Annotated in this window: 11 protein-coding genes; 5 read left to right on the top strand and 6 right to left on the bottom strand. The window is 64.2% G+C overall.

Annotated features, from left to right (window positions below; genetic code table 11):
- Positions 1–57: 57 nt before the first annotated feature.
- Positions 58–771, top strand: a complete 714-nt coding sequence (gene lexA, locus DK368_RS00125) for a transcriptional repressor LexA (protein WP_114391530.1) — start codon at positions 58–60, stop codon at positions 769–771.
- 31 nt (positions 772–802) lie between these two features.
- Here lexA and DK368_RS00120 read toward each other — a convergent pair whose 3' ends face one another.
- On the bottom strand, positions 803–2,842 hold the full coding sequence (locus DK368_RS00120) for a ComEC/Rec2 family competence protein (protein WP_162305802.1): 2,040 nt from the start codon (positions 2,840–2,842) through the stop codon (positions 803–805).
- A 189-nt stretch (positions 2,843–3,031) separates the two neighbouring features.
- Here DK368_RS00120 and gltX point away from each other — a divergent pair, with 189 nt between their 5' ends.
- Both gltX and gltA read left to right on the top strand, forming a co-directional pair.
- Positions 3,032–4,438, top strand: coding sequence for a glutamate--tRNA ligase (gene gltX, locus DK368_RS00115; protein ID WP_114391528.1), 1,407 nt, complete (start codon positions 3,032–3,034; stop codon positions 4,436–4,438).
- Between the two features lie 109 nt (positions 4,439–4,547).
- Positions 4,548–5,873, top strand: a complete 1,326-nt coding sequence (gene gltA / locus DK368_RS00110; RefSeq protein ID WP_114391527.1) for a citrate synthase — start codon at positions 4,548–4,550, stop codon at positions 5,871–5,873.
- A gap of 247 nt (positions 5,874–6,120) precedes the next feature.
- On the opposite strand, the gene DK368_RS00105 is transcribed toward gltA, so the two are convergent.
- Positions 6,121–6,657, bottom strand: a complete 537-nt coding sequence (locus DK368_RS00105) for a protease complex subunit PrcB family protein (RefSeq protein ID WP_162305801.1) — start codon at positions 6,655–6,657, stop codon at positions 6,121–6,123.
- 10 nt (positions 6,658–6,667) lie between these two features.
- Complete coding sequence (locus tag DK368_RS00100; protein ID WP_114391525.1) at positions 6,668–7,849, bottom strand: M20 aminoacylase family protein; 1,182 nt, start codon at positions 7,847–7,849, stop codon at positions 6,668–6,670.
- A gap of 251 nt (positions 7,850–8,100) precedes the next feature.
- On the opposite strand from DK368_RS00100, the gene DK368_RS00095 reads away from it, so the two are divergent.
- A complete protein-coding gene (locus DK368_RS00095; RefSeq protein WP_114391524.1) occupies positions 8,101–8,898 on the top strand; it encodes a MipA/OmpV family protein in 798 nt (265 codons plus the stop codon).
- A gap of 77 nt (positions 8,899–8,975) precedes the next feature.
- Here the strand turns inward: DK368_RS00095 and DK368_RS00090 are convergent, their stop codons facing one another.
- The 3 genes from DK368_RS00090 to DK368_RS00080 all read right to left on the bottom strand — a co-directional run bounded on the left by DK368_RS00090 (position 8,976) and on the right by DK368_RS00080 (position 11,870).
- Positions 8,976–10,292: a sensor histidine kinase gene (locus tag DK368_RS00090; RefSeq protein ID WP_240002267.1), complete on the bottom strand. Its 1,317-nt coding sequence runs from the start codon at positions 10,290–10,292 to the stop codon at positions 8,976–8,978.
- Positions 10,289–11,005, bottom strand: a complete 717-nt coding sequence (locus tag DK368_RS00085; protein WP_114391523.1) for a response regulator — start codon at positions 11,003–11,005, stop codon at positions 10,289–10,291. The genes DK368_RS00090 and DK368_RS00085 overlap by 4 nt, the downstream gene beginning before the upstream one ends.
- Before the next feature lie 100 nt (positions 11,006–11,105).
- A complete protein-coding gene (locus DK368_RS00080) occupies positions 11,106–11,870 on the bottom strand; it encodes a sulfite exporter TauE/SafE family protein (protein ID WP_114391522.1) in 765 nt (254 codons plus the stop codon).
- Positions 11,871–11,944: 74 nt separating this feature from the next.
- Here DK368_RS00080 and DK368_RS00075 point away from each other — a divergent pair, with 74 nt between their 5' ends.
- On the top strand, positions 11,945–12,859 hold the full coding sequence (locus DK368_RS00075; protein ID WP_114391521.1) for a LysR family transcriptional regulator: 915 nt from the start codon (positions 11,945–11,947) through the stop codon (positions 12,857–12,859).
- Positions 12,860–12,868: the final 9 nt, after the last annotated feature.

Genomic DNA, 12,868 nt, shown 5'->3' with positions numbered 1-12,868 from the left:
GGTATTGTTCCATATCTTGCGGTCTGGAACAGTCAGGGCGCGATATCCGGGGGCATCATGCTGACTCGCAAACAACAGGAACTGCTGCTGTTCATCGACCGCCGCCTGAAGGAAGGGGGGGTGTCGCCGTCGTTCGACGAGATGAAGGATGCGCTGGGCCTGAAGTCGAAGTCCGGCATCCACCGGCTGATCACGGGGTTGGAGGAGCGGGGGTTCATCCGCCGCCTACCCCACCGCGCCCGCGCCCTTGAGGTCACCCGTCTGCCGGAACAGACGACGCCCGTCCCCAAGGCCGGGGATACCAGCCCCGCAAAGTTCCGCCCCAATGTCATCCGGGGTGATTTCCGCGCATCGCTGGCCGGACGGGAAGCCAAGCCCGAGGCGGAGTCGGTCGCCCTGCCCCTGTACGGCCGGATTGCCGCGGGCCTGCCGATCGAAGCCATGCGGGACCAGTCCACCACCATCGATATTCCGGCAACCATGCTTGGGAATGGCGAGCATTACGCCCTGGAAGTGGCCGGCGACAGCATGGTGGAGGCCGGCATCCTGGATGGAGACACGGTCATCATCCAGCGGTGCGAGACAGCGGAAAGCGGCACCATCGTCGTCGCCCTGGTCGATGAGGGGGAAGTGACCCTGAAGCGGCTGCGCCGTAAGGGCAATTCCATCGCCCTGGAGCCCGCCAACGCCAGCTATGAGACACGGGTGTTCGGGTCCGACCGGGTCAAGGTCCAGGGCAAACTGGTCGGGCTGATGCGGCGCTACCACTGAGTCCGGGCTGCTGCCCCGTAAACTGTCCTGACTAGCTCCACGGCCGTGCCCCCGGGTGCGGCCGTGTCGTTTTCACGACCAGATCCTGTCCGCGCAGGAACAGCGAATGCGCGCCGCGCGCGGCGAGGTCGTCCGCTGTTATCACGGTGCTGGCCGGACACGGCATGGCCCCACGCAGAGCGATGACCAGATCGACAGCGGGACAGCGTTCCGGACGGCCCGGCTTCGACTGAAGAAGCACTGTCAAAGGGGTGTCCGGCGGCCGATACAGGCATGCCCCCTCACCGCATCGGACAACACCATCCCGGGACCCCGTCTTGGACCAGACCAGCGGCTTTCCGGCCAGCCCGTCCCGTTGCTGCCATTCATCGCTGTCGAAACGACCGGCCCGCCGCGTCGAGACCAGCAAACGCCCATCCGCGGCGCGGACGGCGATGACACGCCCCTCGGCATCCACCCGGATATGGGGCAGGTCCGGCCAGAACAAGGCCCCGGTGAAGAGGATGACACCCGATAGACCCAGCCAGCGGATCGGCCCCGACCACAGCAGCAGCCAGAGTCCACCGAGACTGACGGCCGCCAGGGTCCACGCCGGTGCCGCCGGCACCTGGAGCGACGCCCCTGCCAGACCGGCAACGAACCTGGCGGTGGTCAGAATGACATCCGCCCCCATGCCCATGGCGGACACGGCCCAGCCCTCCAGTCCGAACGGCATCAGCCCATAGACCAGAAGCCCCCAGGGCATGATCCAGAATGACGTCACCGGAACGGCGACGAGATTGGCCAGCACGCCGTAATTGGCCACCTGCTGGAAATGATAGAGTGCGAACGGCATGGTCGCCGTTCCCGCCACCAGGGACGTCAGCACCAGCCCGAGCACATAAAGGGTACCACGCCGGACCGGACCGGCCTCCGCCTTCCAGGCGGACAGGCGGGGTGCCAGCGCATCATAGGTGCCGATCAGGGCGGTGACGGCGCCAAAGGACATCTGGAAGCTGGGGCCGAGCAGGGCCTCCGGCTGAAGCAGCAACACCACGGCCGCCGCCAGCATGATGATGCGCAAGGAGAACGGGCTGCGGTCAACCAGAATGGCCGTGAGCATCAGCCCGGTCATGATAACCGAACGCTGCGTCGGCACCGGCGCACCGACAAGGGCCATGTAGGAGAGAATGGCCGCCATCGCGGCAAGGGCTGCCCATTTCTTGATGGGGAAATGCAGGGCGATGGGCGGGACCAGGGCCAGCAGTGCCCGCAGCGTGAAGAAGACAAGCCCCGCGACCAGCCCCACATGCAGGCCGGAGATGGAGAGAAGATGCTGAAGGCCGGACAGGCGCATGGCCTCCAGATCCGCTTCCGGGATGGCCGTCACCTCCCCCGTCAGCAGGGCCGTCGCCACGCCCGCCGACGCGCCGTCCAGCCTGAGTTGCACCCGGTCGGCGATGAACTGCCGAGCCCCCTCGAACCCCGTGTTGACACGCTCCCAGAGGTTCGGGGTGAGCGCCGGCATCAACTCCCAGCGGCGATAGGCAAAGCCGACCGCACCGATGGACTGGAAGAAGGCATGCCGGCGGAAATCGAAGGCGCCGGGCTCCACTGGCCCCGACGGAGCCTGTAGCGAGGCCAGGACCCGGATGCGCATACCCGGCTGTGGAATACGGTCCAGACTGCGGAACCGCAGCCTGATCCGCGCCGGCGTCCCCTCGGTCTCGAGTCCACTGACCATGGTCGCGGACAGGATGACACGCATCCCTCCATCCAACTGCTCCACCGACGTGACGGTGCCGGTCACATGAACCCGGTCGAGGTCGGCCTGCAGAACCGGTGTCGCCACCATTGCCGTTCTGGCCTGTGCCGCCAGAAAGCCAATCGCCAGGGACAGACAGGCCACCGGCAGAACCCGGAATTCCGCCCCGCACACAACTGTAGCCAGCAGAAGCGCCAGAACCGCCATTGCCCCCGACCAGAATGGCGGCTCCTCGGGCAGCATGAAGTAGAGACAGATGCCCGCGGCGAAGCCGACCGGCAGCCAAAGCGGCCAGCGGCCCCGTTCAGCCGCCAGTCCTGCGAACATCTGGGTTGCCAACTGGGCAATGCCGCGGATGGGCACAGTCCAGGATGGTTGTCGGCGAGAGTTGTGTGCGTGACGATGCATGGGGGTGACCGGCCTCACGGCCCGGCCCCGGTGGGGTGCATCCCCCATGAGCCTGTGCTAAACCACCGCTCAACCCACAAGAACCACCGAGAAAAGATCGTCCGTCCCATGACCGTCGTCACCCGCTTCGCCCCGTCTCCCACCGGATTCCTCCATATTGGTGGTGGACGAACCGCCCTTTTCAACTGGTTGTTTGCAAAACACCACGGCGGTAAGTTCCTGCTGCGGATCGAAGACACGGATCGGGCCCGCTCCACCCAGGCTGCCGTCGACGCCATTCTCGACGGACTGAAATGGCTGGAACTCGAATGGGACGGCGAAGCGGTCAGCCAGTTCGCCCGCAAGGACCGGCACGCCGAGGTGGTGCGGCAGATGCTGGAACGGGGGCAGGCCTACCGCTGCTACGCCACGCCGGAGGAGCTGGAGGCCATGCGCGAGGAGCAGAAGGCGAAGAAGCTGCCCCTGCGCTATGACGGGCGCTGGCGCGACCGTGATCCGTCCGAAGCACCGGCCGGCGTCAATCCCGTCATCCGCCTGAAGGCCCCGCAGACCGGCGAAACGGTGATCCGGGACCATGTGCAGGGCGAGGTCCGGGTGCAGAACGCCGAGCTGGACGACATGATCCTGCTGCGTTCCGACGGCACGCCGACCTATCTGCTGGCCGTGGTGGTGGATGACTACGACATGGGCGTCACCCATGTGGTCCGGGGCGACGACCACCTGACCAACACCTTCCGCCAGCTGCAGATCTATCACGCCATGGGCTGGACCCCGCCCGAATACGCCCATGTGCCGCTGATCCACGGTCCCGACGGGGCCAAACTGTCCAAGCGCCACGGCGCCCTTGGCATCGACGCCTACCGCGACATGGGCTTCCTGCCCGAGACCATGCGCAACTATCTGCTGCGCCTGGGTTGGGGTCATGGCGACGCGGAGATCATCTCCACCGAGCAGGCCATCGCCTGGTTCAGCCTGGATGCCATCGGTCGTTCGCCCTCGCGGCTGGACTTCCCCAAGATGGAAAACCTCAACGCCCATTACATCCGCGAGTGTGAGGACACTCGGCTGACAACCCTGGTTCTGCCGTTCATCGAGAAGAAGCTCGGCCGTGCGCTGGACGGCGGCGAGCGCGACTTGCTGCACCGCGCCATTCCCGGGTTCAAACCGCGCGTAAAGACCCTGGTCGAACTGGCCGACGGTGCTATGTTCCTCTTTGCCAAGCGCCCGTTGACCCTGGATGACAAGGCCGCCGGGCAATTGACACCGGAAGCCCGCGCCCAGTTGACGGTCCTGGCCGCCCGTTTCGGTGCGCTGTCCGAATGGACGGCCGCCGCTCTTGAAGGGGTGGTCCGTGATTACGCCGAACAGGCCGGGTTGAAGCTGGGCAAGGTCGCCCAGCCCTTGCGTGCCGCCCTGACCGGATCGACCGTTTCGCCCCCCATCTTCGAGGTGGCGGAAATTCTTGGGAAGTCCGAGACCCTGGCACGGATAGGAGATGTCGGCAGCGCGAACTGACCCCTGAGGGTCCCCTGCGTTGCCTTCTATGCTGCGGAGCACTAAACTCCGCTGCGATTGCAAAGACACCTGGGGCCAAGCCCCGGAAAAACCTGAGGGACGTGCAGAGATGAGCGAATCGAACAAGCCGGCGGCGGAGTCCGCCGATACGGTGACGCTAACCGATAACCGTAGCGGCAAGACCTTCACGCTGCCGATCCTGCACGGCACGACGGGGCCGGATGTCATCGACATCCGCAAGCTCTACGCGGAAACCGGTTGTTTCACCTACGATCCCGGCTTCACTTCGACCGCCAGCTGCGAATCGCAGATCACCTATATCGACGGCGATAACGGCGTTCTGCTGCATCGCGGCTATCCCATCGAGCAGCTGGCCGAGCACAGCGACTTCCTGGAAGTCTGTTATCTGCTGCTCAATGGCGAGCTGCCGACCGCGGCCGAGAAGACCAAGTTCGAGCAGACGATCACGCGCCACACCATGGTGCATGAGCAGCTGGCGAACTTCTTCCGCGGCTTCCGTCGTGACGCGCACCCCATGGCCATCATGTGCGGTGTCGTCGGCGCCCTGTCGGCCTTCTATCACGACAGCACCGACATTGATGATCCGCACCAGCGTCTGGTGGCCTCGCACCGCCTGATCGCCAAGGTGCCAACCATCGCCGCCATGGCCTACAAGTACTCGGTCGGCCAGCCCTTCGTGTATCCGCGCAACGACCTGGGCTACGCCGAGAACTTCCTGCACATGACCTTCGCGGTCCCGTGCGAGCCGTACAAGGTGAACCCGGTCATCGCCAAGGCCATGGACCGGATCTTCATCCTGCATGCCGATCACGAGCAGAACGCCTCCACCTCCACCGTCCGCCTGGCCGGCTCGTCGGGTGCCAACCCGTTCGCCTGCATTGCCGCCGGTATCGCTTCGCTGTGGGGTCCGGCCCATGGCGGCGCCAACGAGGCCGTGCTGAAGATGCTGGAGCAGATCGGTCACAAGGACCGCATCCCCGAGTTCATCCGACGGGCCAAGGACAAGAACGACAGCTTCCGCCTCATGGGCTTCGGCCACCGGGTCTACAAGAACTACGACCCGCGCGCCAAGGTTATGCAGCGCACCTGCAACGAGGTCCTGTCCGAACTGGGGATCAAGGACGATCCGCTGCTGGACATCGCCGTTGAGCTGGAGCGCATCGCCCTGCAGGACGAGTACTTCGTCGAGAAGAAGCTCTACCCGAACGTGGACTTCTATTCGGGCATCATCCTGAAGGCCATTGGCTTCCCGACCAGCATGTTCACCGTGCTGTTCGCCCTGGCTCGCACCGTGGGCTGGATCAGCCAGTGGAAGGAAATGATCGAGGACCCGGTGCAGAAGATCGGCCGTCCGCGCCAGCTCTACACTGGCGCCACGACCCGCGACTTCGTCCCGCTGGGCAAGCGTGGCTGAGCGTCATTTCCAGAACCGTCAAGGCGTGGACGGCCCCTCCGGGGCCGTCCCGTCCTTTTCGCCTGGCCTGAACCGGATTCCTGCCGGATTGTGGCGCCGACCCGTTGCGGCCAACGACAATCCCCTGCCGGCGCATGTCCGTGTCTACCGCACCCTTCGTGGCGCGGTCTTTGTGGCAATTGCCGCACTTCTCGCCTACGCGCTGGGCCTGTTCTAACCCGCTCGCGGCGACCAGCCACGCCCGTCGTCAGCGGTGGTCCTTGACACGCGCATCCGGCCCCAGCAGCTCGGCCGGTAGATGGGTGTAGGTGATCGGAGCATCAGTCTTGTCGATGAGAACGATGGCGTAAGGCGACGTCAGCATCTGTCCGGTGATCATGGTATCGGCCGGTTCCGTCTCCCGGTATTCGATAACCAGCCGGTCGCGCTGCCCCTCCCGATGTTCCGGCCGTATCCTGACGATATCCACCTGATAGCCGGTGCGCGTCCGGGTCCCGATGAAAACACCAACCGCCATCAGCCGGTCCGGCAGAATGCCCGGGGGTTCACGCCCGACCCGGGCCCACATCGCCTCCCATTCCTCCGTCGTCCTGGCGACGAGATAGGTCGCGCTCTGGACACGACTGATCTCCCCCCGCCAACTGGCACGGCCGACCAGGCTGAAATGGTCCGATTGCGGCAGATCACTCGATCCGGGGGCGGGTTCGCCGGCCAGCCAGTGGGTTGCCCCCGTGCAGCCGACCAGAGCCGGAAGCAGACAAACGGCCAAAAGGCCGCGCGACACGGCCCGCATATCAATTCCCCCGCGCAAGTACCGTTTCCACCAGCGTCGCCCAGTAGCTGGCGCCCGTGGTCAGGATCGCGTCGTTGAAATCATACCGTGGATTATGCAGCAGGCAGCCACGCTCGCTGCCTCCCTGCCCGATCCAGGCATAACAGCCTGGCCGTTCCCGCAGCATGAAGGCGAAATCTTCGGCACCCATACTTGGAGGAAGGGCGGTATGAACCCGGTCGGCCCCGACCAGGCGCTCTGCCACCGCCGCGGCCAGGTCGGTCGGCTCCCCGTGGTGGTTGACCGTCGGCGGATAGCCCCGGCGATAGGTCAATGTGGCGGCAGCCCCGAATGCCGATGGGATTGTTTCGACAAGGCGCCGCAATCCGGCTTCCAACTGATCACGGACCCCCTCCGTCAGAGCACGGACGGTTCCACTGAGCTTCACCTGGTCGGGGATGATGTTATAGGCGCTGCCGGCATTGACCTGGGTGATGCTGACCACGCCGCCCTCAACGGGGCTGATGCTGCGGCTGACCAGCGTCTGGACGGCAAGGATGATCTGTGCCGCCACGACGATGGGATCGACCGTATGATGTGGCAGTGCCGCATGGCCCCCGCGCCCATGGACCTGGATGTCGAACTGGTCGGCACCGGCCATCACGGGGCCAGCAACCACCGCCATCTCACCCTGCGGCAGATCGGGCCAGTTATGCAGACCGAAGACCATGTCGCAGGGAAAGCGCTGGAACAGCCCTTCTTCGACCATGCGCCGACCACCGCCCTTTCCCTCTTCCGCCGGCTGGAAAATGAAATGGACCGTGCCGGAGAAGTTGCGGGTCTCCGCCAGATAGCGGGCAGCCCCCAGCAACATGGTGGTGTGACCATCATGGCCACAGGCATGCATCTTTCCGGCACTTCGGGAAGCATGGGCGAAGTCGTTGGCCTCCTGCATGGGAAGCGCATCCATATCGGCCCGCAAGCCGATGGAACGGCTGCCTTGCCCGTTTCCTCCATGAAGAACACCGACGACACCCGTTCCCGCCAAGCCGCGGTGAACCTCGATCCCCCATGCCGCCAGTTTGCCGGCGACGAGATCGGACGTTTCGCTCTCCTCGAACCCGAGTTCCGGATTCTGATGGATCTGCTGGCGCCATGCGGTCATGTCGGCATGGAACTCAGCGATCCGGTTGACGATCGGCATGTCTCTCCGCTCCACAGTCCCGCTTCTCCAACCCTGCGGGATCAACAGCCTAACAGAGGATGTTGCCATGGACTATCGGCTATGCCGCGACCTCTGATCCATTTATCGCTGTGATCGAGCGCACAGCCACCACAAGAGATAGATCTTAGATCAATTGCACCGAATAGAACGCGCCCGGGTATTCCGGCATTGCCACGGTGGTTGCCCTCGGCCGCGGAGCATATCCTGGAATTGCGAGGAGTGGGGTAGCGATGAGGATTGATTATCCACAGTCTGTTGGCAGTGCCGCCGTTGGACTTCTGCTTCTCAGCCTCCCCCTTCCCGCGCTGGCGCAAAGCCGCCCCGTCCCGCCGGATGGGCTGGCGGGACAGATCGGGATCATGGGCATGGTAGCGCCGGATTATGAGGGGTCCGACCATCACGACATCAAACCGCGTCCCTATGTCGACATCACCTATGGCAAATATCTGTTCTTCAACTACCGCGGACTCGGCGCCAATCTGCTGACCGAGGGACCGCTGACCGCCGGTGTCGCTGTCAATTATCATGGTGGCCGCGACCAGGACGACAACCGCGCGCTCCGCGGGCTGGGGGATATCGATCCAACCGCGGTCGGCACCATCTTCACGGCCTACCAGATCGGCGCGGTGACGCTTTCCGCCGACATCCAGGGCGATCTTCTGGGCGAGGGCTATGACGGTGTGACGGCCAGCCTGTCCGCCCAATACCGTTTTTCGCCCGCCAAGGACATGATGCTGATCGCCGGCCCCTCCATGACCTGGGCCAGCGACAACTACATGCAATCCTATTTCGGTATCGATGCCAAGCAGTCCACCCGCTCCGGCCGGCCCGTGTACAAGGCCGATGCCGGAGTGAAGGATGTCGGGGTCTCGCTGATCGGCCTGTACCAGATCACCGGCCATTGGGGACTGACGTGCATGCTCGGCTACAAACGTCTGCTGGGCGATGCCGCGGACAGCCCGCTGGTGGACCAGGACGGTACCGCCGACCAGATCTACGGCGCACTGGGCCTCAGCTATCGATTCTAACGGTCCACCGCATGGGTGGCCTGTGCGGTCGAGTGGCATGCAGGAGGTGAGCGGCGACGCGCCCACACCTCCTGCACTCATGCCTGCATGAAATGGGGCAGCACGACCGTCACACGCAATCCGCCTTCCGGGCGATTGGCCAAGCGGATCTCGCCGCCATGAGCGCGGATGATGTCATTGGCCACCGACAGGCCCAGACCGGTGCCGCCCGTGTCACGGGACCGTGACGCCTCGAGACGGAAAAAGGGGCGGAAGACATTGTCGAATTCCGCATCCGGAATTCCCGGCCCGTGATCGTCGATGGTCACCATCACGGTATCGCCAGCCTCGGTGATGCCGACCTCTGCCCTGGTTCCATATTTCACGGCATTATCAATGAGGTTGCCGAAGGCACGCCGCAGGGCCATGCGCCGTCCCATGATCTGCAACGGTGCCGACGCGGGGGACAATCCAACGGAATTGCCGGAATCGCGCATATCGTCCACCAACTTGGCGACAGCGGCGTTGATGTCCAGCGGCTGGATCGGCTCCTGACCCGCTTCATCCCGGGCAAAAGCCAGGGTCGAGCCGATCATGGCTTCCATTTCCGCCAGATCCTCCAACATCTTGTCCCGTACAGCCTCATCGTCGATGAACTCGGCCCGCAAGCGCAGCCGGGTCAGCGGCGTGCGCAGATCGTGACTGACGGCCGCCAACATCCTTGTCCGGTCTTCGACAAAGGCGCGCAGGCGGCGCTGCATCTTGTTGAAGGCGGCCGCCGCAAGGCGGACCTCCCGCGGCCCTGCCTCGTCCAGCGAGGGCGCATTCATGTCGATGCCCAGCCGGTTTGCCGCGGCTGCGAACCGGCGCAGCGGACGGGTGGTGAAGCCCAGCACCCAGGCCGACAACAGGATGGCGACGGCGGCGCTGCCGGCGAGAGAAGCCAGGAAACCCGGTTCGCGCAGAGCATCCGTCGCCGTGACCGGTGCATGGAATTTCATCCAGGTTCCGTCCTTGAGTTGGCGCGAAACCTCGATGACATTCGGTGCCGGCGGCGGCGGCATCGGCACACCGAAGGGCGGCACCGAAACGGCCGGGCTCATTTCCGGCTGACCCGGCTGCTTCTTCTGCTTTTCGTAGACGTCGAGTACGACCCGGTGGCCCGCCGGGGTCATGACCGCCAATTCCTGTTCCTTCAGGCTGCGCAGCAACCCATAGCGCACATCGGGAGGCTGTCCTTCGATCGCCTGGGCGAAGGTATCCAGGCAGGTCGCCAGTTGGCCCCCTTCGGCATCGGCCACCGCTTCCGCCCGGTCGGTCCGGTACAGCCCCAGGGCGATGGCCTGTGACAGCAGGATCCCTCCCACCAGTACGGCGAAGATCGAATAGGACATGCGGTCGGTGAGCGCCTTCATGCCGGCTGGGCCTCGGGTGAGAAGATATAGCCGCCGGAGCGGACGGTCTTGATGATGCTGGGGTCGGCTGGATCGGGTTCGATCTTGCGCCGCAGCCGGCTGATCTGGACGTCGATGGAGCGGTCGAACGGACCGGCGGAGCGCCCGCGCGTGATCTCCAGCAGATCGTCACGGGAAAGCACCCGCCGCGGGCGGGTGGCGAGCGCAACCAGCAGCTCATATTCGCCGGCCGTCAGCGACACGTCCTGCCCGGCCCGGTCCGTCAGGCGGCGCTGCGCCTGATCCAGGGTGAAGCCGCAGAAGGAAATGGAGCCGCCAGCGGTCGCCGTGCCCTGGACCGCCGGGGTGGAACGGCGCAGGACCGCCTTGATCCGGGCAACCAGTTCACGCGGGTTGAAGGGCTTGGGCAGATAGTCATCCGCCCCGATTTCCAGCCCCAGAATACGGTCAGCATCCTCTCCCATGGCCGAGAGCATAACCACCGGCGGGCCGCCTTCGGCCCGGATGCTGCGGCATAGGGAGAGACCGTCTTCCCCCGGCAGCATCAGGTCAAGCACCACCAGGTCGATGTTCCGGTCGGCCAGATAGCGCTTCATCTCCTGCCCGTCCTTGGCCGCTGTCACACGGTAACCGTGCCGCGTGAGGTAGCGGGTCAGCAGGTCGCGGATTTCACGATCGTCATCGACGATCAGAAGATGGGTGTTCTCGGTCATGGCGCGAGTTTACTGCCACTGTGGAGGATCGCCGACGGGCGAGTTGTTACCGCAGTGTAACGTGCAGGCGCATGGCCGACGAGAGTGGCTTGCGAGGTCGTCAACGCGACACTGCAGCCAGCATCTGTGCCAGTCCAAGCAGCAGCAGACTGATATCAAACATCATGCGGAAGCGATCACCTGCCAGCCGCTGGCGCCACCGGATACCCAGTCCCATGCCGACCAGGGTAGGAATCAATGCCAATAACGATCCCCAAGCCAGATCCTGTTTGAAAACACCTTGCGCCAGCAGAGCAAGAGCCAAGGACAAACTCGATACAGTGAATGAAAGCCCCAGCGCCTGAATGGTCTGATCGCGTGACAGATCCAGGGCCCGGATATAGGGCACCGCGGGAATGACGAACACGCCGGTCGCAACGGTCACAAGTCCGGTGGCGGTTCCGCAGACAAGACCGGACCAGGGCGACCATCCCTCCGGATTCGGTAGTCTGACCCGAAGCAAATTGAGAACGGCCCCTATCACCAGGGCTGCTCCCAGCAGTATCACCGCCCCCGGTCCCAGAGCCGTCGGCAGGACCAGGACTCCCGCCGTCGTTCCGGCAACGATTCCAGCGAGCAGGGCACGCAGGCGGCGCGTTACCGGCAGAAGCGGACCGCCACCCGCCATTTGCGCAACATTGGTCAGGAGGGACGGTACGACCAGCAGAGCAGCCGCCTGCGCAGGTGGCAGAACCAGCGCCAGCAACCCCATGGCAATCGTCGGAAGTCCCAATCCGACCGCACCTTTGACAAAGCCGGCCAGGATAAAGACCCCTGCGATGAAAAGATGGTCATTTTCCATGGACCGAAGGTTGGCTTGCACCATCACCACGGACAATGCGGATGATCTGATGTTATCCTTCGGAATTTCCGAAGCCTGTTCGCGGAGGATCTACTCCGATGCGCTTTGATCTGGTCGATCTCGCCCTTTTCCATCATGTGATCGAGACAGGAAGCATCACCGCGGGGGCGGCACGCGCCAACATGTCCCTCGCCTCGGCCAGTGGCCGCATCCGGGGCATGGAAGAACTTCTCGGAACCGCGCTGCTGCACCGTGGTCGCCGCGGTGTCTGCCCAACGGAAGCTGGCTGGGTGGTCGCGGACCATGCACGGATGATCTTGCGGCAGGTCGACTGCATGCGCGGCGATCTGGCTGACCATGCCAAGGGCCTGCGGTGCCAGATCCGGATGTTCGTGAACACCGTTGCCGCCAGTGAATTCCTTCCGGACCCGATGGCCATATTCCTGCGGGAAAATCCGCTTGTGGATCTGGACGTGTCAGTCCTCCCCAGCGCGCGCAGCGTTGCGGCGGTCGCTGCCGGCGATGCGGATCTGGGTATCATTGCAGATCATGTGCCGACGGCTGATCTGGCGTTGTATCCTTTCCGCCGTGATCGGCTGGTGGCCGTGTTTCCGCCTGATCACCCGATGATGAGGACGGAGAAAGTGGCGTTGCGGGATCTGTTGGACGAGCGCTTCGTCGCCTTGCCGCCCGGCAGTGCTCTGCAACGGCTTCTGGATGAGCACGCCACCACACTGGGACGTCGGCTGCAGGTCCGAGTCCGGGGCAGTGACTTCTCTTCCATCTGCCGCATGGTGTCGCATCGTGTAGGCATTGCCATCATTCCAGAAATGGCGGCAGCGCGACAGCCGCAAGAACTCGTCCGCACTATTCCGCTTTCTGACGCTTGGGCCGTTCGCACTCTATTGATTTGTATGCACGCCGACCGTCCAGTGTCGCCAAGGGTGCGAAGCCTCCTTGATCATCTCGGACGCGGTGCTCCGATATCTGTCAAGACGGATGGTTCCGCTTAAGCATCCGAA

This window comes from Oleisolibacter albus (assembly GCF_003336875.1).
GTDB classification, from domain to species: Bacteria; Pseudomonadota; Alphaproteobacteria; order Azospirillales; family Azospirillaceae; genus Niveispirillum; species Niveispirillum album.
The sequence above is the reverse complement of the archived record's forward strand: the minus strand, read 5'-3'. Positions and strand labels throughout refer to the sequence as shown.

What these genes read in the sequence shown, in the direction of transcription:
- lexA (WP_114391530.1), top strand. Translation starts at nt 58, where the DNA reads ATGCTGACTCGCAAACAACAGGAACTGCTGCTGTTCATCGACCGCCGC.
- DK368_RS00120 (WP_162305802.1), bottom strand. Translation starts at nt 2,842, where the DNA reads ATGTTCGCAGGACTGGCGGCTGAACGGGGCCGCTGGCCGCTTTGGCTG.
- gltX (WP_114391528.1), top strand. Translation starts at nt 3,032, where the DNA reads ATGACCGTCGTCACCCGCTTCGCCCCGTCTCCCACCGGATTCCTCCAT.
- gltA (WP_114391527.1), top strand. Translation starts at nt 4,548, where the DNA reads ATGAGCGAATCGAACAAGCCGGCGGCGGAGTCCGCCGATACGGTGACG.
- DK368_RS00100 (WP_114391525.1), bottom strand. Translation starts at nt 7,849, where the DNA reads ATGCCGATCGTCAACCGGATCGCTGAGTTCCATGCCGACATGACCGCA.
- DK368_RS00095 (WP_114391524.1), top strand. Translation starts at nt 8,101, where the DNA reads ATGAGGATTGATTATCCACAGTCTGTTGGCAGTGCCGCCGTTGGACTT.
- DK368_RS00090 (WP_240002267.1), bottom strand. Translation starts at nt 10,292, where the DNA reads ATGAAGGCGCTCACCGACCGCATGTCCTATTCGATCTTCGCCGTACTG.
- DK368_RS00085 (WP_114391523.1), bottom strand. Translation starts at nt 11,005, where the DNA reads ATGACCGAGAACACCCATCTTCTGATCGTCGATGACGATCGTGAAATC.
- DK368_RS00080 (WP_114391522.1), bottom strand. Translation starts at nt 11,870, where the DNA reads ATGGTGCAAGCCAACCTTCGGTCCATGGAAAATGACCATCTTTTCATC.
- DK368_RS00075 (WP_114391521.1), top strand. Translation starts at nt 11,945, where the DNA reads ATGCGCTTTGATCTGGTCGATCTCGCCCTTTTCCATCATGTGATCGAG.